Source organism: Cryobacterium sp. Y57 (assembly GCF_002929505.1).
Classification (GTDB): domain Bacteria; phylum Actinomycetota; class Actinomycetes; order Actinomycetales; family Microbacteriaceae; genus Cryobacterium.
Genome location: NZ_PJJL01000070.1, coordinates 239750 through 260667, shown reverse-complemented (window position 1 = coordinate 260667; position 20918 = coordinate 239750). Strand labels below are relative to the sequence as shown.

General features: G+C 62.4%; 20 protein-coding genes and 1 tRNA gene. 8 read left to right on the top strand and 13 right to left on the bottom strand.

Annotated features, from left to right (window positions below; genetic code table 11):
- The first annotated feature begins 1 nt into the window (after window position 1).
- The 4 genes from CXY72_RS14110 to CXY72_RS14095 all read left to right on the top strand — a co-directional run bounded on the left by CXY72_RS14110 (window position 2) and on the right by CXY72_RS14095 (window position 3680).
- Window positions 2-775 carry an SDR family oxidoreductase gene (locus CXY72_RS14110; RefSeq protein WP_104128290.1) on the top strand — a complete coding sequence of 258 codons (774 nt, stop codon included), beginning with the start codon at window positions 2-4 and terminating at the stop codon, window positions 773-775.
- 69 nt (window positions 776-844) lie between these two features.
- Window positions 845-2029, top strand: coding sequence for an acetyl-CoA C-acyltransferase (locus tag CXY72_RS14105; RefSeq protein ID WP_104128289.1), 1185 nt, complete (start codon window positions 845-847; stop codon window positions 2027-2029).
- Window positions 2029-2814, top strand: coding sequence for an enoyl-CoA hydratase/isomerase family protein (locus CXY72_RS14100; protein WP_104128288.1), 786 nt, complete (start codon window positions 2029-2031; stop codon window positions 2812-2814). Before CXY72_RS14105 ends, CXY72_RS14100 begins: the two co-directional genes overlap by 1 nt.
- Complete coding sequence (locus CXY72_RS14095) at window positions 2814-3680, top strand: 3-hydroxyacyl-CoA dehydrogenase family protein (RefSeq protein WP_104128287.1); 867 nt, start codon at window positions 2814-2816, stop codon at window positions 3678-3680. The genes CXY72_RS14100 and CXY72_RS14095 overlap by 1 nt, the downstream gene beginning before the upstream one ends.
- A gap of 778 nt (window positions 3681-4458) precedes the next feature.
- Here CXY72_RS14095 and CXY72_RS14090 read toward each other — a convergent pair.
- The 3 genes from CXY72_RS14090 to CXY72_RS14080 form a co-directional block, all read right to left on the bottom strand.
- Window positions 4459-5643, bottom strand: a complete 1185-nt coding sequence (locus CXY72_RS14090) for an acyl-CoA dehydrogenase family protein (RefSeq protein WP_104128286.1) — start codon at window positions 5641-5643, stop codon at window positions 4459-4461.
- A 125-nt stretch (window positions 5644-5768) separates the two neighbouring features.
- Complete coding sequence (locus tag CXY72_RS14085; RefSeq protein WP_158252583.1) at window positions 5769-6176, bottom strand: thioesterase family protein; 408 nt, start codon at window positions 6174-6176, stop codon at window positions 5769-5771.
- Window positions 6177-6391: 215 nt separating this feature from the next.
- Entirely contained in the window at window positions 6392-7162 is a 771-nt protein-coding gene (locus tag CXY72_RS14080; protein WP_104128284.1) for an enoyl-CoA hydratase/isomerase family protein, read from the bottom strand.
- Between the two features lie 339 nt (window positions 7163-7501).
- Here CXY72_RS14080 and CXY72_RS14075 point away from each other — a divergent pair, with 339 nt between their 5' ends.
- Both CXY72_RS14075 and CXY72_RS14070 read left to right on the top strand, forming a co-directional pair.
- A complete protein-coding gene (locus tag CXY72_RS14075) occupies window positions 7502-7924 on the top strand; it encodes a single-stranded DNA-binding protein (protein ID WP_104128283.1) in 423 nt (140 codons plus the stop codon).
- 7 nt (window positions 7925-7931) lie between these two features.
- Window positions 7932-8471: a hypothetical protein gene (locus CXY72_RS14070; RefSeq protein WP_233197840.1), complete on the top strand. Its 540-nt coding sequence runs from the start codon at window positions 7932-7934 to the stop codon at window positions 8469-8471.
- A 231-nt stretch (window positions 8472-8702) separates the two neighbouring features.
- Here CXY72_RS14070 and CXY72_RS14065 read toward each other — a convergent pair whose 3' ends face one another.
- From CXY72_RS14065 to CXY72_RS14030, 8 genes are all read right to left on the bottom strand, one after another.
- The gene (locus tag CXY72_RS14065) at window positions 8703-9014 is read right to left on the bottom strand and encodes a hypothetical protein (RefSeq protein ID WP_146071189.1); all 312 of its coding nucleotides are present in this window, start codon (window positions 9012-9014) and stop codon (window positions 8703-8705) included.
- A 908-nt stretch (window positions 9015-9922) separates the two neighbouring features.
- On the bottom strand, window positions 9923-11128 hold the full coding sequence (locus CXY72_RS14060; protein ID WP_104128281.1) for a site-specific integrase: 1206 nt from the start codon (window positions 11126-11128) through the stop codon (window positions 9923-9925).
- A complete protein-coding gene (locus CXY72_RS14055; RefSeq protein ID WP_233197839.1) occupies window positions 11121-11387 on the bottom strand; it encodes an AlpA family transcriptional regulator in 267 nt (88 codons plus the stop codon). Before CXY72_RS14055 ends, CXY72_RS14060 begins: the two co-directional genes overlap by 8 nt.
- Window positions 11388-11511: 124 nt before the next feature.
- Window positions 11512-11583: transfer RNA gene (locus CXY72_RS14050), tRNA-Gln, on the bottom strand.
- A 103-nt stretch (window positions 11584-11686) separates the two neighbouring features.
- Window positions 11687-13210 (bottom strand): glutamate--tRNA ligase, encoded by a 1524-nt coding sequence (gene gltX, locus CXY72_RS14045; protein ID WP_104128280.1) that lies wholly within the window; start codon window positions 13208-13210, stop codon window positions 11687-11689.
- Window positions 13211-13452: 242 nt separating this feature from the next.
- Window positions 13453-14181 (bottom strand): fumarylacetoacetate hydrolase family protein, encoded by a 729-nt coding sequence (locus CXY72_RS14040; protein WP_104128279.1) that lies wholly within the window; start codon window positions 14179-14181, stop codon window positions 13453-13455.
- 29 nt (window positions 14182-14210) lie between these two features.
- Complete coding sequence (locus tag CXY72_RS14035; RefSeq protein WP_199184047.1) at window positions 14211-15314, bottom strand: branched-chain amino acid aminotransferase; 1104 nt, start codon at window positions 15312-15314, stop codon at window positions 14211-14213.
- The gene (locus tag CXY72_RS14030) at window positions 15311-16381 is read right to left on the bottom strand and encodes a 3-isopropylmalate dehydrogenase (protein WP_104128278.1); all 1071 of its coding nucleotides are present in this window, start codon (window positions 16379-16381) and stop codon (window positions 15311-15313) included. Before CXY72_RS14030 ends, CXY72_RS14035 begins: the two co-directional genes overlap by 4 nt.
- A 112-nt stretch (window positions 16382-16493) precedes the next feature.
- On the opposite strand from CXY72_RS14030, the gene CXY72_RS14025 reads away from it, so the two are divergent.
- Complete coding sequence (locus tag CXY72_RS14025; protein WP_104128277.1) at window positions 16494-16745, top strand: DUF6458 family protein; 252 nt, start codon at window positions 16494-16496, stop codon at window positions 16743-16745.
- On the opposite strand, the gene CXY72_RS14020 is transcribed toward CXY72_RS14025, so the two are convergent.
- Window positions 16746-18233 (bottom strand): MFS transporter, encoded by a 1488-nt coding sequence (locus CXY72_RS14020; RefSeq protein WP_233197850.1) that lies wholly within the window; start codon window positions 18231-18233, stop codon window positions 16746-16748. It lies immediately after the preceding gene.
- A 331-nt stretch (window positions 18234-18564) separates the two neighbouring features.
- Here CXY72_RS14020 and CXY72_RS20430 point away from each other — a divergent pair, with 331 nt between their 5' ends.
- Window positions 18565-19131: a TetR/AcrR family transcriptional regulator gene (locus tag CXY72_RS20430; RefSeq protein WP_146071188.1), complete on the top strand. Its 567-nt coding sequence runs from the start codon at window positions 18565-18567 to the stop codon at window positions 19129-19131.
- Between the two features lie 112 nt (window positions 19132-19243).
- Here CXY72_RS20430 and serA read toward each other — a convergent pair whose 3' ends face one another.
- Complete coding sequence (gene serA / locus CXY72_RS14010) at window positions 19244-20836, bottom strand: phosphoglycerate dehydrogenase (RefSeq protein ID WP_104128323.1); 1593 nt, start codon at window positions 20834-20836, stop codon at window positions 19244-19246.
- Window positions 20837-20918 lie beyond the last annotated feature (82 nt).

Here is a 20918-nt window from a genome sequence, read left to right as displayed (position 1 = left end):
AATGTTTAACCCGAAGACTTTTCAAGGCCAAACCGCTCTCGTAACTGGCGGTAGCAGCGGCATCGGACTGTCCATCGCCCTCTGCCTCGCGGAAACGGGGGCCAAAGTCGCCATCCTTGGGCGAAACCAGGAGCGCTTAGACGCAGCCGTTGAAACGCTCTCCGCGCTCGGCCACAACGTCAGCGGTTATAGCGTGGATGTGCGCGACAACGCCGAAATCCAATCCACCGTCGAAAAAATCGGCGAAGACCTCGGGCAGATAAACTTGCTGGTCAATAATGCCGCCGGCAACTTCCGAGTGGACCCGCTGGAACTAAGCCCTAACGGATGGCGGAGCGTTGTCGAAATCGTACTCACGGGAACGTGGAACGTCACCCAGGCAGTCGCTCGTGTGGCCATTGAATCCGGCGGGCCACTATCGGTGGTCAATATCGGAACGACCGCGGCCGCTACCGGCAGTGCAAGCACTGTGCATTCGGCCAGCGCAAAAAGCGGTGTAATAACGATGACCAAGTCCCTCGCTGCCGCGTGGGCCTGCCACGGCATCCGCTTGAACATCGTCTCCCCCGGGCTCACCAAAAATACCGGTGGGGTTGATGCCTTGTACGGTTCGGCCGAAGAACTAGCCGGGCATCTGAAAGCCATCCCACTGGGCAGGCTCGCCGAGAAGACAGAAATTGCCAACGCGTGTGCGTATCTACTCAGTGACTACGCCGCCTACGTCACGGGAACGAATTTGATAATCGACGGCGGTCGTCAACTCGGGACTCATTGAGGGCGAGCACGAGCCCGTCCCGCACATTACCGTCTCGATAAGGGACAAACAGAGTAAAGGAGAATTCGCATGACTGAGGCCTTTTTGGTGGGAGGGGTTCGTACCCCGGTTGGTCGCTACGGCGGAGCATTGTCGGGTGTGCGGCCCGACGATTTGGCGGCGCTGGTTCTCAAGGAGACCATCTCGCGGGCTGGTGTCGACCCGGAGCTGATCGAGGAAATTATCCTTGGCAATGCCAATGGTGCCGGCGAGGAGAACCGCAATGTGGCGCGGATGGCCACATTGCTGGCGGCGTTCCCGGATTCCATTCCAGGCATTACGGTCAACCGGCTCTGCGCCTCGGGCCTGTCGGCCATCATCATGGCCTCGCACATGGTGAAGTCCGGTGCTGCCGATATCGTCGTCGCTGGCGGTGTCGAGTCGATGAGCCGTGCCCCGTGGGTGATGGCGAAGCCGGAGAAGGCCTTCGCGAAGCCCGGGGAGATCTTCGATACTTCGATCGGCTGGCGTTTCATCAACCCGGTCTTCAAGTCTCAGGACAAGACCACGTTTACGATGCCGGAGACCGCTGAGGAAGTTGCCAGGGTCGAGGGGATCACCCGCGAAGATGCCGATGCATTCGCCCTGCGCTCCCACCAACGCGCCATCGACGCCATCGACACCGGACGGCTAGCGCCGGAGATCGTTGGCGTAGAAACGAAGAAGGGCCTGGTCGACGTCGATGAAGGCCCGCGCCGGGACACGTCGATGGAGACATTGTCCAGGCTCCGGCCGGTCGTGAGGCCTGGCGGCATTGTCACCGCAGGGAATGCCAGCTCCCTGAACGACGGTGCCTCGGCGATCATCATTGCCAGCGAGGCCGCGATCGAAAGACTCGGTTTGAAGGCCCGTGCGAGGATTCTCGATGGCTCGTCAACCGGGGTTGCGCCTGAGGTTATGGGTCTGGGTCCAGTGTCCGCTACCAGAAAGGTTCTGGCGCGCACGGGGCTGTCCGTGAACGATCTCGGTGCCGTCGAATTGAACGAAGCCTTCGCGACTCAATCATTGGGCGTGATCCGCCGTCTGCGATTGGATGAGGAGATCGTCAATCGTGACGGCGGCGCAATAGCCACCGGCCATCCGTTGGGATCGTCGGGTTCGCGCATCGTGATCACGCTGTTGGGCCGGATGGAGCGCGAGAACGCCAAGATCGGCCTGGCCACGCTGTGCGTTGGCGTAGGCCAAGGGACATCGATGTTGATCGAACGCGTCTAGTGGGCGTCGGCGGGGCACAGGCCTCCACCACAGCACTCGGCGATGCCAAGTTCACGACTCTGCTGGTAAATGAGCACCACGACCGAATCCATGTGCAGCTCAACAGACCGCATGTCCGCAACGCGATCGACCAAATTATGATCAACGAGCTGCACGCCATTTGTGCCGTGCTCGAGACGAATCCGAAGACACTGATCCTTTCCGGATCAGCGGGCATCTTTGCCTCCGGCGCGGACATCCAGCAGTTGCGGGAACGACGCCGAGACGACGCGTTGGCCGGCATCAACTCCACCCTCTTCTCCCGGATCGCGAAACTGCCGATGCCGGTCATCGCCGCTCTCGACGGCTACGCTCTGGGCGGCGGCGCAGAACTCGCCTACGCCGCGGACTTCCGAATCGGAACGCCTGCGGTGAAGATCGGCAACCCGGAAACCGGACTCGGCATCCTTGCCGCAGCCGGTGCATCCTGGCGCCTCAAAGAACTCATCGGTGAGCCGGTAGCCAAGGAGATCCTGCTCGCCGGACGTATCCTGAATGCCGATGAGGCACTGGGCGTGCACTTGATCACCGAAATCCACGAGCCGGATGTTCTCATCGATGCTGCCAATGCACTGACAGACCGGATCGGTAAGCAGGATCCCCTGGCGACCAGAATTACTAAATCGGTATTCGCCGCACCAGCCGAATCCCACCCGATGATTGACCAGTTAGCCCAGGCCGTGCTCTTCGAGTCCGAGGCCAAGTTCGACCGTATGCAGAAATTTCTGGACAGGAAGAAGAAATAATGACTCAGTCGGTTCCGGCAAGCTCCGTTCCCGCGCGCGTCGGTGTACTCGGCGGCGGTCGCATGGGTGCGGGTATCGCCCACGCTTTCTGCACTGCCGGCGCCGCTGTCGTCGTGGTGGAACGGGATGACTCTGCCGCCCAAGCCGCGACTGAACGTTTGGAGGCGTCGCTGGCCAAAAGCGTGGAAAAGGGAACGACGACAGAGTCTCTGGAAGATCTTCGGGCGCGGGTGCGGGTCTCCACGAACTATGCGTCCTTCGCCACAATGGGACTCGTCGTCGAAGCGGTTCCCGAGGATTTCGCACTCAAAGCCGAAGCCCTGTCCCTGGTCGAGGCACAGCTGCCGGTAGACGCCTACCTCGCCACGAACACCTCCTCGCTTTCCGTGGACAAGCTCGCCGAGAAACTTGAACGTCCCGGCCAGTTCTGCGGGCTACACTTCTTCAATCCTGTCCCCGCGTCCCTCCTCATCGAGGTTGTTCTCGGGACGCTGACCTCTCCCCTACTGGCGACGGCTTCCAAGGGTTGGGTAGCCGCGCTGAAGAAGACTCCCGTCGTCGTCCATGACGCACCGGGATTCGCCTCTTCCCGGCTCGGTGTCATGATTGCGCTGGAGGCTATGCGCATGGTCGATGACGGCGTCGCCTCGGCGGAAGACATTGACGCCGCGATGACCCTCGGCTACAAACATCCGATCGGTCCATTGAGAACCACGGACATCGTCGGACTCGACGTCCGGCTCGGCATCGCCGAGTACCTCGCCTCCACCCTCGGTGAGCGCTTCGCTCCGCCGCAGATCTTGCGCGATAAAGTCGCCAACGGCCAACTCGGACGCAAGACGGGACAAGGCTTCTTCACCTGGTAACTTGTCGGACACCAAGCTTCGGAAATCCGCCGTACTAAGCGGGGATCGCGCGGTCCGCCGCCTGTTTCTGGCTCAAACGAGCGGGCGGTGCCGGTCGCGCGCACGCCGCGATCCGCGGTGCGGTTGTCGCTCGATCACCTAGAACGCAACGCTCACGCGATTGCCCAGAGCCGGTCTTCAACACCGTTTGCAGCCGAGGGGGCAGGCCCGGCGCAACGCGCTCAGGGGACCTGATCCCGCAATCGTGGCACTCGCAGCGACTCGCTGACACGGGTGGGCTATCGGGCCGTTTCCCGCACCCAACGTTCGCGCCTGTGGAAACTCGCGCTGCACCCCCAGCTGCGAAGCACGGAGTCGAATTTCGGGGTCCGTGCTTCGCAACAAATCTCGAAGCGACTGCTCTCGGAGCACGAAACGTGCATCCGGAAACCGACCGAACGCACCGACACCCAACTCTTCGTGCAGGCGCAGCCCGATCTCAGCTCTAAGTTCATCGACAGGTGGCTACGCCGACACGCAACCACGTGTCGCGTGCAGCGGGAGGACGTCGGGAATATCGGATCTCGTGCCCCTATTACACTTTGTCCGGACGAAGAGATCGACCCACCGACAGGAACGCTGGCGAGATCTCATCCTGGGCCGCACCAGCGCTTTGCACACGGCAAACTCCTCGTGGAGCCTGCAACTCTTGAAATTGTCAGCGCTTCTGGCCAATTTCGAAGAGCGCTAATGCCGAGACTAGCCCTGGGATACGTCTTGGAGCTTCATTCGATGGTGGCTAACCGCTAAAGGCTGATATGCCGGTGATCTCTCGTCCCACGATCAGGGACTGAATTGAATCGGTACCTTCATAAGTGTGGACAACTTCCATGTCCGTGAGATGGCGGGCGACCTGATACTCCAGCAATAGGCCGTTCCCCCCGAGAATGTCTCTGGCTTCGGCACATATCCATCTGCCTTTCTGAGCGGTATGCATCTTGGCCATCGAGGACATGGGCCCAGTGAGCTGGCCTCGTTCTTGCAATTCCGTGATGCGGAAGCAAATGAGCTGCATTGCCGTGAGTTCAGACAGCATATTCGCGAGCTTGTTCTGGACAAGCTGGTAACTGGCGATGGGCTTACCGAACTGGATTCTTTCCTTGGCATAGCTCGCTGCTGCCTCGTAGGCTGCCATCGCGTGGCCCAGTGACTCCCACGACGCGTTTCCGCGCGTCGCCATGAGCACCCGCCCGACATCCTTAAAGCCTGAAGATTCGGCAAGTCGATTATCGGCAGGTATCCGCAGGTTTTTGATGTCGACATCCGGTTGCATGATGGCGCGCTTGCCGATCTTGCCTGTGATCAACTCGGTGCTATAGCCGTCAGGATACGTGCCGTCGGGATTCTTCTCCAGTACGAAGCCCTTGACCTTCTGATCTGCCTCATCGCGTGCCCAGATAACAACAACGTCTGCGAAGTTAGCATTGCCAATCCACCGTTTGCTCCCGTTGAGTATCCACTGGTCTCCCTCCCTCCGGGCGGTCGTCTCCAATGCCACGGAATCGGAGCCATGATTCGGTTCCGTCAATGCGAAGGCACCGATTTTATCGAGGGACGCCATGGCGGGCAGCCATCGATTCTTCTGTTCCTCACTGCCCAGCAGGGCAATCGAGCCCATGGTTAATCCGGACTGAACGCTTAAGAACGTGTTGACGCTACCGTCGACTCGTGACATCTCCATTGATACCAGGGCTGAAGCCAGCCAGCTCATCCCTGGGCAGCCGTATCCTTCAATTGTTGTGCCGATGATTCCCAGCTGAGCAATCTTAGGCACCAGTTCGAAAGGGAACTCGGCACGGTCCCAATAGTCGTTGATTATCGGAAGAACCTCCCGATTAGCGAACTCGCGAACACGGTTCTGCACGGTGCGTTGTTCATCGTTCAATGCACCTTCGAGCAGGTAGAAGTCGGTTGAATCGGTCATGCTTCCCTCCACGGGTTTCTCTAGTGATTCATTTTTCGGCCGCACGGGCCGGCTTCGGCACGGCGAAACGGGGTACGAGAGCAAGGACGCGGTCCGCGACGAAAATCTCGGACGTCCACCACGCCTTAGGAACGGTCGTCCATGTGTGGGCTGGTGAGATATTTGTTGAGATAGTTCGTTTCCGACGGGGCAAGAAGGCGGGCTTTCCCTGCGTTGGAGTCGAACGGAACGACCACGGTACTTCCCTGGAACACTGTGTGAGATCCCTGCGAGGCCGTGTATGAAATGGTGAATGAACGGAAGCCGATGCGGCTTATTGCCATCTCCACCGTGAGTTCCAGACCGTGAACTATGGGCTTGAGGTACTCGACGTTGAGTGAGGCAATCACCTTTGGGGCCGTGAAATTCTCCACTCCCTCAACGACGGCGTGTTCGTTGAGCCAGCGGATCCGCGCCTCCTCCATCAAGGTCACAACCCGGGCGTTGTTAACGTGTCCGTTGACATCCTGGTCGGACCATCGGATCGGGATCACGCACTGGAAGCTGGGTGCAGCGGCGTCATGAATTGGCGGGGAGCCGCAGATGGGCTGGCTGGGGGATGTCATTTGATATGGGCCTTCCTTCAGTAAGTTCCAGAACAGTGCCAGTCACGCAACCGGACTTTGGACGAGCCAAACACGGGAAGAAATTTGGTACTCTGAGCCGGCTCACAAATGTTTCCGGCGGGATTCCGGCTGAACTTGCGGGTCTAGCTCGCGGTGAAGACGGGGGCGCGCCGTTCTGTGGAGGCGGCTTTCCCCTCCGCGAAGTCGTCAGAGAAGTAGAGAACAGGCTGCGCTCGTTGTTCAGCGCTGAACGCGTGGTCCAGATCAGTTAATCCGTCTGCGCACGCCGACTTCAGCGCCGAAATCGCCAAGGGCGCGCGCTCGGCCAGCAAGTCTGCTTTCTCAAAAACAGCGCCGTTGATGTCGCCCCGCGCCACTACGACGTCCGCGAGGCCGATGCGCAGTGCTTCCTGTGCGGCGATCGTTCGCCCTTCAAGCAACACCTGTCTGGCCTTGACGTGGCCAGTTCGTGCCGCAAGAGTGTGGACGATTCCACCGTCGGGCATAAGTCCAAGACGCGTAAAGGGGAAGATGAATCGAGCTTCCTCTGTCACAAATACATAGTCACATGCGCAGGCCAGACTGGCTCCCAACCCCACCGCGGACCCGTCGACGACCGCGATGGTCGCTTTCGATGATTCCGCCAGCAGCCGGATCATCATCTCGACGCGTTCTAGTCGCGTCACGGCTTCAGCCTTGTCCGAGGGAGGCATGGCCGCAAGGTCTCCACCTGAGCAGAAAGTGTTGTCGGCGCCTTTGACAACAATGACACGGATATCAGCGTCTGCGTTGGCAGCCTCGAGAGCCGTAATCAGGTCATCCCGCATCGATGTGCCCACGGCATTTCGGGAGCGAAGATCATTCAAGGTCAGCACGAGCGTTTGACCGCGCTCTTCTCGCACAACAAACGCCATGGTCTTCCTCCCGCTCTGCGTCCATCACCTTTGAACGCTTAGACGCGCAAGAGTGAAAAACTTCCTTGTACTTCCACACACTCTCCCAGATCCACTTAGATCTATCCAATACTCATTTGGCACACTATTGATTGCTTTTCCTTCCCAATTGCCGTCGCGACCGCACAACCTACAGAGCGGCTGCGGCCCGCGCTGCGTGCAACCGTGCTTATGAGGCGCGCTGGATTGGGGCTTTTCGGACGCTCTGCGGTACCGGCGCAAACGCCATGGTGCGGATGGCGTACCTCTCAGTGAGCCCGGCCCACGATGGTCCGTCCCAATCACAGGAGGTCAAGTCCCATGGCACTTCACACCCAGCAATCACTGTCCGGCTTCATCGCATCCGACCCGCAGCGCTCGGTCACTGAGAACGGCGACACTCGGTTCTGCGTGCGCGTCGGCCAGCCGCACTTCCGTCACGACTACAGCGGCAGCTTCACCGCGCTCGAGCCGACGTTCCACGACCTCGTCGCCTACCGAGCCACCGCCGAACGGGCACTTAACCGACTCGCCAAAGGTGACAGCTTTGTCGCCGAAGGGTATGTGCGCACTTTCCAGGTCGAGCGCGACGGCGAAGCTATCCAACGCGAAGAATTCGTCGTCAAGAAAATCGGCCACGACCTCGCCCGCACCAACTACCAGGTCGACCGTACCCATCGCACAAGTGCCGACATCGAGGTCGGGCACGAGGCGGAATCGGAACACACCGGCTCGAGGCGGTGAACTGGCAATGGCCGAGTCACTCGTCGAATGGGCATCCGGCGATCACGACGACGCTTTCGGAGCGAGCTCGTCGGACGACCTCGACGGCCCTCTCACGGCCGAGCCGCCGCATCCAATCAATTGGAACCTGCTCAGCGCCGACGACGCCGAGGCCGAATGGATCGAACTCAACCGGTGGGTGAACTGGCTGCGACGCACCTACGGTTTGCCGGCAGCCGTTGTGCCGCCCTTCTGGCATCGGCACCCCGAGCTCGTCTGGGAACTCTCCGCGCGGCATCTGCATTGGCTCGGCGCCTACGATTCCGACCAGCACGGCTCCGCCCCGCTCGGCTGGCACCGTGACTTCGCGGATGCCCGCCAGCGCCTGCGAGACTGGGTGGCAGTTTCCGGGACGCGGCTGGAGCACGACCGGCCGACCCGGCAGACGGCTTGGCCGGGTGAGCCTCCGGCCGACGCAGTCGATGACGTGGTTATCGGCGACCGCGATGAGGACTTCGTGCAATTCGTCGTCGAGGATGTTGCTAGGCGGCGCGAGGCAGAAATCTAGTTCTGTGCCCGCGCCGCCACTGTCTGAGCCCGACCTCACTCGTTAAGGGAATCCTAGCGCCGGCAACGGGTTCAATAAGTTCAATCCAAAGAGTGCAACTGGTTCATGAAACCATTCGAGTCCATAACAGGAGCGCGGTGGCGAACTCGGGGGACATATTCAGATTTTTCTCTGATTTCCAAAGAATTCGCGCCCATCGGACGTCCGGCGGACAATCGACCAATAGCAATATCAATCGCCCGCCGCGCCGCGCGGGTCTTCAAGCGAAGTTCGTAATGAAGTAATCATGGCACGGAGCTTCTCAGCGAGAGCATCACCCGTCAGCGTCTCTTCATGGGGGCCAATCTTGTATTCAACACGCGCGGATGCACCCATCGATCCGCTTAGTCGGCTTACACCGGCCATCGTTATCTCGGACTCTTCGAGAGCCCTTTCAAGAATACTTAGTAGCCCAAACACTGCAAGCAGATCGTCCCAGGCGACGATTCGCGTCGCATCAATGCCATATCGGCTGTCTGAGAGCGATTCCTCGTACTTTTTCATGAATCGATCGTACTGCGTAAGGAACTGCGTAGTCTGTCGTCCAGTCGTGCGAGCTAAATAGCACCCTGCCATTGGACTCGTTGGCCTGTCGCCGGTGCGGTTGGCACCGACGAATTTACGGAGTCACGTTTTCTCCAATGACTGTAACGGAGCAGTGAAGGACCACGGTCGACGTTTGATGTACCGAATGGAACTTGAAGGCAGGGATAATAGTTCCGTCGATTGTCAACCCGAATCACCGACACGGAGAAGCCTGAGTTGAGATAGCCACTTCGAGCCGTACTTGAGAAGGCCGCCTGGCTCTTGGACGACGGCGGAGAGGGCGACAATTCTTCTTCATCGACGTCGTGGCTCACATCAGCCATCATCCGCACGTAAGCGGGATCCCGCGCAGACTCAGCACAGACGAAGCTGCCGCTTGAAGCAACCTGGCCTTGCACGCGGGTGACCAAACCGTAGCGGCCCTCGCTGCCCTTCAAGTAGTACCTGCCCCCTTAGCGCGGCTTCCCTTCCCACTGCGCCGGAGCAAGACGAGGACCTTGGTCGGGAAGGTCTCGCAGGCGCTATTGCCTCAAGCCTCACAGAGCGCATGAGAGCAACAGCGGAGATCGACGACAAACCTTCTACGTTCTCCATGAGTATGTTCAGGCCTTAAGAACCTACATATCGGTGAATCAACTAAAGGCCATCGTTGAATCAGCAATGCATGCTGGTCGGCCAGACGCCGTGGGCTGGCTTACCGATTAGGTAGGGAGGGTATCCCGAGACCGGTTTCTTGCGCCTTAGCCGCCTCGGGGCGCCGAGATTCCAAGACTTCGAGATCCGTTCACGCCTTTCGGCTGCAATCCCCATCTTCAGCGTTCGAAGAGAATGGCTTGCGCCGCATATGGTCGAATCACCGATGCAAGTCAACCACCCAGCACCTCATCGAGGATCTCCGCCGTCACCGGGTCGACCATGTCGGCCGTGACCACATAGCTGTTTCGCGTGGTCTGCTCGTTTGCGTGGCCGAGAAGTCGCGAGGCCAGCGTGATCCCGGCCGCCCGCTCGATCAGCGTCGCAGCCGTGCGCCGGTAAATGTGCGTCGTGTACTCATCGACATCGACGCCCATCTTGACCAGCTGCATGCGCTCATCCTCGACGAATGCGCGCAGCAGTCGCTCATAGTTGCTTACGCTAAGCGAGCGGCCCGTCTTGGTCGGAAACAGGAAAGCTTCCGGATCCTGCTCGGCAAGCGCCAGCCGGCGCCGCACCGCAGCCGCAGCCATCGACGGCAGCGCAATGCCCCGGCGCTGCCTTGACCGCTTCGGAGAGTTCTTGCGGTGAGTTCCTTGCGCCTTGGTGCTGACGATGGTGCCGTTCACGATGAGGGTCGGCGGCAGTGTTGTCATGTCCACATCGCAGCGACGCAAACCGATACATTCGCCGACGCGCAGCGAGGTACCGATCATAATATCCATACCGTCGATCAGGGCACGGTAATTGGGCCGTGGCCCGTCCTCACGGGCGAGCCGCCACACCTGCATGCGCCCACGGATGGCGGTGATCTGCGCCGGTGTCAGGGCGGATTCCTTGCGCGGTGACATCGGCAGGCGTTGCACACCACGCACCGGGTTCTGCACCAGAGCGTCGTCGCGCACGGCATAGCCACACACGAGACTAAGCACCGCCCGCGCACGCCGGGCTTTCGAGATCGTCTCTTCCTCCAGAATCCGCTGCAGGATGCGGTCGCAGCGCCCGACGGTCAGGTGGTCGAGCCGCACTCCCCCACACCGCGGCAGGATGATCACACGGGCCGTTGTTTCGTACGATTCGTACGTCGAGTACGACAAGCTGCCAGCCTTGGCACGGGTGAGAATCTGCGACAACCAGAGCTCGACCGTGTCGGCGATGGTGCTCGAGGGCGAAAGCGCCCCGGCGCCGCCGGTAGCCATAGCCCTCGCCTGTCGATGAATCTCGGCAATAGCTTCGTCGCGAGTATCAGCCGTCACGGCGTGGCGATGCCGTGCCCCGCTGTCGTCACGGCTGGTGCCGCGGGCGCGGTATCGGCCGCTCGCCAACTGTTGCACGTCGATTGAGCCCATTTCGCCAGCCGCGATCTGTGGCCTAACCATGGCGGTGTTCGTGAACCCAGGTGAGCACGTCCTGCACGTCGTAACGCACGAGTCGGCCGAGCTTAATATAGGGCGGCCCCGTCTGCATCAGACGCCAGTCCTCGAGCGTACGCTCGGGCATTCGGAGCAGCTCCGCGAGTTCGCGCTGGGTGAGAAACGTGGGTGGGATTTGCGTCGTCGCGTCCATACGCAATAGGTGCACCCGGGAAGCCGTGAGCAACCCGATCAGGCCGGGATAGGGCCGTACGGGGCCGGGCACAACAACGCCCAAACAACCCCCGAGGGGGTTTGTGGTGTAGTTTGTGGTAATTTGACCCGTTTTGGGCCGACTCGACAGGGTGGGCGATAAGTGATTTCGCCGCGGAATCCTGCGCCTGTTAGTGCTGGGGTACCTGGACTCGAACCAAGAACAAATGAACCAGAATCATCCGTGTTGCCAATTACACCATACCCCAATGCCTAATCCGAAGACCGGGCCGAGTAGTAGCCTAGCCCACTCGGGCTGGAGAGGCCAAACCGGGGTGTCCCCCGGCGCGTCGAAGCCTCGCCAGCTCGGGGTCAGGCCGTCGTCGTCACCGTGAGGGCCCGATCTAGGCGTCCGAGTGTTTCCGCCTGACCGAGGATTTCCATCGATTCGAACAGCGGCGGCGAGATCTTGCGGCCCGATAGCGCGACGCGCAGCGGTCCGAAGGCCACGCGCGGCTTGAGGCCCAGCCCCTCGATAAGAGTTTCGGCGAGCAGTTCATGCACCCGCTCGGTGGTCCATTCTGCTGAAGGAATACTATGCAGCGCGGTGCGAGACGCGCCGAGAATGTCGGCGGCGTTCTGCGGGAGCGAGGCGAGGGCGTCCGCTTCGAGGATCAGGTCGGAGCCGGAAACAAACAGAAAACCGAGCATCGCTGGGGCTTCGCCGAGCAGCGCGATGCGCTCCTGAATGAGGGGCGCCCCTTGGGCAAGCAGGGCTAGGTCGGCCGCGCTCGCGGTGTCACCGAGCACGCCAGCGGTCACCAGGTAGGGCACCAGCCGGGCGGCGAAGTCGGCAGCATCGAGCTGACGAATGTGGTCGCCGTTGATCGACTCGGCCTTCTTCAAGTCGAACCTGGCCGGGTTCGGGTTGACGTTCACAACGTCGAACGCGGCCGTGAACTCGTCGATCGAGAACACATCGCGGTCGTGGGTGAGCGACCAGCCAAGAAGCGCGAGGTAGTTGAGCAGGCCCTCGGGAATGAATCCGCGGTCGCGGTGCAGAAACAGGTTCGCTTCGGCGTCGCGTTTGGAGAGCTTCTTGTTCTTGTCTCCCATGACGTAGGGCAGGTGGCCGAAACGGGGCACGAAGGTGGTCACGCCAATGTCGATGAGCGCATGATAGAGCGCGATCTGGCGGGGCGTCGACGAGAGCAGGTCTTCGCCGCGCAGCACGTGGGTGACGCCCATGAGCGCGTCATCGACCGGGTTCACGAAGGGGTAGAGCGGATGTCCGTTGGGGCGCACCACGACAAAGTCGCTGAATGAGCCGGCCGGGAACGTGATCTCGCCCCGCACGAGGTCGTCAAAGGAGAGCTCGGTGTCTGGCACGCGCAGTCGCAACGCCGGCGACCGGCCCTCGGCACGATACGCAGCCTTCTGCTCCGAGGTTAAGTCACGCTCGAAGTTGTCGTAGCCCATTTTCGGGTCGCGGCCGAGGTCGCGGTTACGCGCTTCGATTTCTTCGCCGGTGACGAAGCTCTCGTAGATGTGACCGCTCGTTTTCAGCTGCTCGATGACTTCGCGGTAGATGTCGTAGCGCTCGCTTTGACGATACGGCGCCTGGGGTCCGCCGACGTCGACGCCTTCGTCCCAGTCCAGCTTGAGCCAGCGCATGGCCTCGACGAGCTGAAGAAAGCTCTCTTCACTGTCGCGGGCAGCGTCGGTGTCTTCGATGCGGAAGATCATTTTTCCGCCGGTGTGCCGCGCGTAGGCCCAGTTGAACATGGCGGTGCGAACCAGGCCCACGTGGGGTGTTCCGGTTGGCGAGGGACAGAACCGCACGCGAACGTCGGTTCCGGTGGCGGTAGAAAACGGGTGTGCAGTGGTGTCAGACATTACTCATGATTCTAGTTGCGCGAGCCCTACTGCCTCACGTCGAGCCCGGGCCCGGGACATCGGCCCAGTTTTTCAACCGGGCCTGTGTTCGTTGGGTGGGCCCGGGCGAAGAAATGGCGGCGAACGCGCGCAGCGTGGCAGCCAGGGCCGACACTCCTGCAGCGCGGGCAGCCGGCCACCCAGTTCTCGTCGGCGAGGGCGCGCAACTCAACCGGGGCGACGCCGTCGCCAAGCGCAAAACGTCAGGCCGGGCGCACCACGGGGTTCACGAGCGCTCCGATGCCCTCGATTGACACCGTGACCGTCTCGCCATCGACAACGGCCGCCGGCGTGTCAAGCGGGCCGGCCAGAATCACGTCGCCGGGCAGCAGCGTGAACACGCTCGAGGCGAATGCCACGAGCGCAGATACGGACTCCTCGGTGGTCCGATCGTCGTCACCGAGGTCGACTGCTTGAAACTCCTCGTCATTGATCAATCCGCGCAGCGGCGTGGCTGCCTCGTCGAATTCCGTCTCAATGATCGGTCCGAGCGGGAGGAACGTGTCGAAAGCCCCGGCGCGGGAGGGCGACACGTCTGTAAGGTCGGCCGCGGTGACGACCGTCGCTACGGTGTAGCCGAAAACGCGGCCGGGGGCATCCGCCACGGAGACGTTCTTGGCAATCTTGCCAATGATGATGGCCAGCTGGCCGTCGACCTCAACCCGATCGGAGGCTGCGGGCAACACGATAGCGTCGCCGGGGCCCACGACAGCGGTGTTCGGCCGCAGCACGAACGCCTCGGAAGACACCACCGCGACGATCTTCGAGCGCGGAATCACCGGCGCGAGCAGCTTCACGTCGGCCAGGGCCACCCGATCGCCGGTCGTGTCGAATCCGGCGAACATCGGGTCGCTCGTGAGCACGACCAATTCGTCGTCGTCAACGATACCGAACGCGATGGCACCCTGGTAGCTGTAGCGTGCGATCTTCACGTGTCTCGTTTCCGCTCAAAAGGTTCAGTTTAGTCGAGGCGGGTGAGCCAGCCGTGACGGTCAGGCACGCGCCCATACTGAATGTCGGTGAGTTCCTGACGCAGCGACAGGGTGACCTCGCCAGCCGGGGCATCCGCTTCGCCGATCGTGAAGTCCTTGGCTTTGAGCTGGCCGATCGGGGTGACGACGGCGGCGGTTCCACAGGCGAAAACCTCGGTGATGGCACCGGATGCGACGCCGTCGCGCCACTCCGCCAGCGTCACCGCGCGCTCTTCCACGGTCATACCGCGGTCGCGGGCAAGCTGCATGATGCTGTCGCGGGTGACGCCTTCGAGAATGGATCCGGTCAGGCGAGGCGTGACAATCGTGTCGGTGCCGTGCACGAAGAACACGTTCATGCCGCCGAGTTCATCGACGTTCGTTCCGGTCTCCCCGTCGAGAAAGAGCACCTGGGCGCAGCCATTCTCGTACGCCTCCATCTGGGGCAGCAGCGACGCGGCATAGTTGCCGCCGCACTTGGCGGCGCCGGTACCGCCGCGACCGGCGCGGGAATACTCGGTCGACAGCCAGATCTTCACCGGGGCCACGCCGTCGGCAAAATAGGCACCGGCGGGGCTGGCGATCACGTAGAAACTTACCTTGTGGGCGGCGCGCACCCCGAGAAAGCTCTCGTTGGCGATCATGAACGGGCGCAGGTACAGGCTGGTCTCGGGCGCGGACGGCACCCAGTCGCCGTCGATCGCAATCATCTGCCTGACCGACTCGATGAAGTCCGGGGTCGAGAGTTCGGGCAGCGCGAGGCGCTGCGCCGAGCGTTGCAGCCGCTCGGCGTTCTTCTCGGGCCGGAAGGTCCAGATCGAGTTGTCGGCGTGCCGGTAAGCCTTGAGGCCCTCGAAGATCTCCTGGCCGTAGTGCAGCACCGACGAGGCGGGATCGAGCAGCAACGGACCATAGGGTGTGACGCGGGCGTCGTGCCAGCCGGCCTCGATCGACCAATCGATGGTGACCATGTGGTCGGTGAAGTGTTTGCCGAAGCCCGGATCGGCAAGAATCTCTTCGCGCTCGGCCTCGGGGCGCGCATTCGTCGACGGCGTGAGGGCGAAAATCATGGGAAGGATTGCGGTCTTGCTCATTTAAGTACCTTGTCTGTCAAAAGGGTCACGATGGCATCTCCCACCTCAGCGGTGCTGCGTCGCTCCAGCGTGTTGCGCCGCCATAGGTCGTCGGCCACTGCCTCGTTCACGCGAGCCGCGGCATCCGGTAGACCGAGGTGGTCGAGCAGAAGCGCTACCGACAGGATGGCTGCGGTCGGGTCGGCGAGTTGTTGGCCGGCGATATCGGGAGCCGAGCCGTGGACCGGCTCGAACATGCTGGGAAAGCGGCCCGTCGGGTTGATATTGCCGGAAGCTGCCAGGCCGATGCCGCCGCTGATTGCCGCTGCCAGGTCGGTGAGGATATCGCCAAAGAGGTTGTCGGTGACGAGCACATCAAATCTACTCGGATTCGTGACGAAGAAGATCGTCGCCGCGTCGACGTGCAGATAATCGACCGCAACGCGGGGGTACTCGACGGCCACCTCGTTCACGATGCGCTGCCATAAGCTGCCGGCGAAGACGAGCACGTTGGTCTTGTGCACGAGGGTGAGGTGCTTGCGCTCGCGGCTCTCGGCCACTTCGAAGGCGTACCGCACGACGCGTTCAACCCCGTAGGCGGTGTTCACGGAGACCTCGTTGGCGACCTCCTGCGCTGTGCCGCGGCGGATCGCGCCCCCGTTGCCGACATAGGGGCCCTCGGTGCCCTCGCGCACAACAACGAAGTCGACCACGCCGGGGGCGGTGAGCGGGCTTGTGACGCCGGGGTAGATCGTGCAGGGCCTCAGGTTGACATAGTGGTCGAGGGCAAAGCGCAGGCCGAGCAGCAGTCCGCGCTCGATATTGGCATCTTTCAGGCGCGGGTCACCGGGAACGCCGCCGACCGCGCCGAGAAGAATGGCGTCGTGCTCCTGGATGGATGCGAGGTCGGCGTCGGTGAGCACATCACCGGTTTCGAGGAACCGCGCTGCGCCCAGGTGGAACATGCTCGTGTCAATCGTGACGTCGTCGCGGGCGGTGACAGCGCCGAGCACCTTGACGGCCTCGGCGACAACTTCCGGTCCAATCCCGTCTCCAGGAATGACAGCGAGTTTGATAGTACGAGACATGCGGCTCCGAACCGGTCAACGTTCACCTGAATTGCTTCTAGTCAAACCTTACCTTTCTCGCCGAAGTGCCTAGGCTGGAGCGAAGCGCACTACCAATTGAAAGTGGGTAATCATGAGTATCGGACTAGGAATTTTTCTGCTGGTCGTCGGCGCCATACTGGTGTGGGCCCTCGACGTGACCGTCACCGGAATCGACCTGCAGCTTGTCGGCTACATTTTGCTCGCGGCCGGCGTGCTCGTGACGATCCTCGGCATCGTGCTGATGACGCGTCGCCGCAACAGCGTGAGCACCACCCGAACCATCGCCGACCCGGCGAACGGCGAGCAGGTCACACGCCGCGAGAACTCGATCGACGATCTATAGCTAGCGCGCCCTGCGCAGCGCGACAAGCGCGACGACGGCCGCACCGAGCACGAGCGCAACACCGATCCAGGCGGTGAGGCCGACACCGCTGTCGAAAGCGTGCCGAGCTGAATCGAGCAGCTGCTGCGCCACCCCGGCGGGTAGCTGCCCGGCCACGGCCACGGCTCCGCCAAGCGTTTCGCCGGCGGCAACCCGTTCAGCCGCACTCAGGCCTTCGGGCAACAGCACTGCCGCGCGATACGACACGGTCAGAATGGTGCCGAGCACCGCTGTGCCGAGCACCGCTCCCAGCTCGTAGGCGGTTTCGGACACGGCGGATGCCGCCCCCGCTTTATCGGCCGGCGCCGTGGCCACGATCAGCTCGTTCGACACGGTCTCGGCCGCTCCGATTCCGATGCCGAGCAGCACGAAAGCCACGCCGATGGAGAAAGCATCAATCTGCCCGCCACGCAACGCGATCGACGCGAACCCGGCGACCGACACCAGCAGTGCCACCGGCACCACTCGCGACGGGCGTACCCGGCGGGCGATCGGCACGATCAGCAGTCCAGCCACGATCATCGCGGCCAGGCCGGGCACCAGCACAAGGCCGGCCGAGAGCGGTGAGAGTCCGAGCACGAGTTGCAGGTGCTGCGAGATGAAGAACAGGCAGCCGACGAGCGCTGTGACGCTGAGCAGGTTGACGCCGACGGCGCCGCTGAACGCGCCGCGCCGAAACAGGCCCATGTCGAGCATGGGGTTCGGCAGGCGCAACTGGCGACGCACGAACCACACGCCGAGCAATAGTCCGAGCGCAATCGGAGCGAACGTGAACCAGGTCGCCCCGTGCTCGGCGATGGTTTTGATGCCATAAACGATCGGCAGCATGGTGCCAAGCGACAGGGTGATGCTGAGAAAATCGATGCGCCCGGGGTTCGGGTCGCGCGATTCGGTCACCAGGATCGGTGCCAGCACGAACAGCGGCAGCAGCACGGGAACGGCGATCAAGAACACTGATCCCCAGGCGAAGTGCTCGAGCAGGATGCCACCGATGACCGGACCGAGCGCGCTACCGGCCGCGAAGCCCGTAGCCCAGATGGCGATGGCGAGGCGGCGTTGGTCACGGTCCACAAAGGTGCTTCGCAGCAGGGACAGGGTTGAGGGCATGAGCATCGCGCCGAAGAATCCGAGCGCTGCCCGGGCAATGATCAGGCCTTCGATGCTCGGGGCGAACGCCGCGAACACCGAGACCACGCCAAACCCGGCTGAGCCGATGAGCAGCAAGCGACGCCGCCCGATGCGGTCACCCAGGCTCCCCATGGCCACGAGCAGCCCGGCGAGCACGAGCGGGTAGATATCGACCATCCAGAGCAGCTGCACACCGGTCGGCAGCGTGGCCGTGGAGATCGCCGGCAACGCAAAATTCAGCACGGTGTTGTCGATCGACACGAGCAGCACCGGCAACATCAGCACGGCCAGCGCCCACCAGCGGCGACGGTCGTGCCGCACGGGCAGAGCGGATGCCGCTCCCCCGGGGGCCCCGGCGCTGACTGTGAGGGCTGTGTCATCGGCGTCACGGGTTCGGGACACGCTGGCCTCGACAGTGCTGTTCTCAACAGCACGAGTCTCGGCGATGCGGGCCGCGGTGGGCAGCACGGTGGGCAGCACGGTGGGATTGGTGGGACCAGCGGGGGCAGACACGATCTCGTTCACTTTCTGGGTACTTTTTCGACCGCTATCGGCGGAACATCACAATCGACTGTACCGGCTAGACGGTATAGTTGTCTAGTTCGTTACTCGTGTCCAACCGACAGTCTGCGTGTTCGTTACCATGGCCCCTATGTCGAAAAATGCCCCCGCGCCGTCCGCTCCCACGCGGGATCGACTGCTCGACGCCTTTGAGGAGCTACTGGTCGAGGGCGGCGAACGCTCCGCAACACTCGACTCTGTGGCGGCGGCAGCCGCGGTGTCCAAGGGTGGCTTGCTCTATCACTTCGCCTCGAAGGACGCCCTCGTCGACGGCCTCTTGGCCCGCCTCGACGCGCTCGCGCGCGAGGACGCCGATAATATCCGCACCGCCCCAGCCGGACCCGTCGACTACCTCATTCGCACCTCGGTGCACACCGGTAGTCCGCTTGACCGCGCTTACATCGCCGGTTCCCGGCTGGCCCAAGGCCGGGATCCCCGGGCTATGCAGGTGCTCAACGAGATTCGTCGCCGGTGGCTCTCAGTCATTGAAGACGCCGTACATGACCCGGATACGGCCCAAGCGATCATGCTGATCAGCGACGGACTCTACGTCAACTCGTCGCTCGCCGCGCACGAACTCACACCACCGAGCCACACAGACGAATCCATGACGCGGCTGATCACCCTGATCGGCCGACTACTGCCGCGCTCCACGTAGTAATCCAGGCCGGATACCCGCCAAGCCGAAGCGGCGGGACAGAAGGTGGGCGCCTGCCGGTCAGGCGCCCACTCGCATCCGTTCTACCGCCCTCATTCACGGGCGAAGGGTGCTACTCGGTGAGGTCGATCTCCACCATGATCTCGGCGTCGATCGCCGTTCGCACCGCGGTAAGCAGCCCGGCCGGAACCTCGGAGTCGACCGTCAGTACGCTCAGCGCCTTACCGCCGGCTACGTGCCGGGCGATCTGCATGCCCGCGATGTTGACGTTGGCCTCGCCGAATTCGCGGCCGTAGACGGCCACGATTCCGGGGCGGTCGGCGTAAAGCATCACAATGAGGTTCTTGGCGAACGGAACTTCAACGTCATAGCCGTTGATTTCGACGATCTTCTCGATCTGCTTGGTGCCGGTGAGGGTGCCCGAGACGGAGACCTGCGAACCATCGGCGAGGGCGCCGCGCAGGGTGATGACGTTGCGGTACTCGGGCGATTCGGCGTCACTGAGCAGGCGCACGGTGACACCACGCTGCTCGGCCAACAGCGGCGCGTTGACGTAGGAGACGGTTTCGCTGACCACGTTGGTGAAGATGCCCTTGAGCGCGGCAAGTTTGAGCACGCTGACGTCGTATTCGACGAGTTCACCGCGCACCTCGATATCCACACTGGTGAGCGGGCTGTGCGCGGCAAGACCGGAGAATACCTGGCCGAGCTTCTCAACCAGCGGGATGCCGGGGCGCACGTAGGGATCGATGACACCGCCGGCCACGTTGACCGCGTCGGGCACGAGCTCGCCGGAAAGCGCGAGGCGCACGGACTTGGCAACGGAGACACCCGCTTTTTCCTGGGCTTCGTCGGTCGAGGCGCCGAGGTGCGGGGTGGTGATGATGTTGTCGAGTCCGAGCAACGGAGAGCCGGTGGGCGGTTCGCTGACGAACACGTCGAGGCCGGCCCCGGCGATGGTACCGGCGAGGAGGGCCTCGTGCAGCGCCTCTTCGTCAATGAGTCCGCCGCGGGCGACGTTCACGACGAACGCGGTCGGCTTCATCAGCTTCAGTTGGGCTGCGCCGATCATGCCGGTAGTCTCCGGGGTCTTCGGCATGTGAATAGTGACGAAGTCGGACTGCGCGAGCAGTTCGTCGAGGGTGACCGGGGTCACGCCGAGCTGCTGTGCGCGGGCCGACGTGATGTAGGGGTCGTAAGCGATGACGTTGGTACCGAACGCCTGCATGCGGGCGGTGATGAGCGCGCCGATCCGGCCGAGGCCGATGATGCCGATGGTCTTCTCGTACAGCTCGACGCCGGTGTACTTGGAGCGTTTCCACTGCCCGTCGGCGAGGGCTCCGGAGGCGGCCGGAATATGACGGGCCAGGCTCAGGATGTGCCCAACGGTCAGCTCGGCGGCCGAGATGATGTTGGAGGTGGGGGCGTTGACGACCATGACTCCGGCCGCGGTGGCGGCCTTGATGTCGACGTTGTCCAGGCCAACGCCTGCACGGGCGATGACCTTCAACAGCGGCGCGGCCTTGATGGCTTCGGCATCCATTTTGGTGGCGGACCGCACCAGGACGGCCTGCGCCGTGGCGAGCTCAGCGAACAGGGCGGAGCGATCCGTGCCGTCGACGTGGTGAATGTCAAAGTCGGGCCCGAGGGCATCGACGGTGGCGGGGGAAAGTTCTTCGGCGATCAGGACGACGGGCTTCGACAATAAAATCGGATCCTTAGATTGCATGTGTCGGTGGCGCGACAAGGGGCGCTACTCGAATTCCAACCCTACCGGCTGCACAATA

Excerpts from the sequence above, each read along its gene's own strand:
- CXY72_RS14060 (WP_104128281.1), bottom strand. The coding sequence starts at position 11,128 with ATGGTTAGGCCACAGATCGCGGCTGGCGAAATGGGCTCAATCGACGTG.
- CXY72_RS14110 (WP_104128290.1), top strand. The coding sequence starts at position 2 with ATGTTTAACCCGAAGACTTTTCAAGGCCAAACCGCTCTCGTAACTGGC.
- CXY72_RS14080 (WP_104128284.1), bottom strand. The coding sequence starts at position 7,162 with ATGGCGTTTGTTGTGCGAGAAGAGCGCGGTCAAACGCTCGTGCTGACC.
- CXY72_RS14075 (WP_104128283.1), top strand. The coding sequence starts at position 7,502 with ATGGCACTTCACACCCAGCAATCACTGTCCGGCTTCATCGCATCCGAC.
- gltX (WP_104128280.1), bottom strand. The coding sequence starts at position 13,210 with ATGTCTGACACCACTGCACACCCGTTTTCTACCGCCACCGGAACCGAC.
- CXY72_RS14070 (WP_233197840.1), top strand. The coding sequence starts at position 7,932 with ATGGCCGAGTCACTCGTCGAATGGGCATCCGGCGATCACGACGACGCT.
- CXY72_RS14065 (WP_146071189.1), bottom strand. The coding sequence starts at position 9,014 with ATGAAAAAGTACGAGGAATCGCTCTCAGACAGCCGATATGGCATTGAT.
- CXY72_RS14030 (WP_104128278.1), bottom strand. The coding sequence starts at position 16,381 with ATGTCTCGTACTATCAAACTCGCTGTCATTCCTGGAGACGGGATTGGA.
- CXY72_RS14105 (WP_104128289.1), top strand. The coding sequence starts at position 845 with ATGACTGAGGCCTTTTTGGTGGGAGGGGTTCGTACCCCGGTTGGTCGC.
- CXY72_RS14095 (WP_104128287.1), top strand. The coding sequence starts at position 2,814 with ATGACTCAGTCGGTTCCGGCAAGCTCCGTTCCCGCGCGCGTCGGTGTA.
- CXY72_RS14035 (WP_199184047.1), bottom strand. The coding sequence starts at position 15,314 with ATGAGCAAGACCGCAATCCTTCCCATGATTTTCGCCCTCACGCCGTCG.
- CXY72_RS14090 (WP_104128286.1), bottom strand. The coding sequence starts at position 5,643 with ATGACCGATTCAACCGACTTCTACCTGCTCGAAGGTGCATTGAACGAT.
- CXY72_RS14025 (WP_104128277.1), top strand. The coding sequence starts at position 16,494 with ATGAGTATCGGACTAGGAATTTTTCTGCTGGTCGTCGGCGCCATACTG.
- CXY72_RS20430 (WP_146071188.1), top strand. The coding sequence starts at position 18,565 with ATGTCGAAAAATGCCCCCGCGCCGTCCGCTCCCACGCGGGATCGACTG.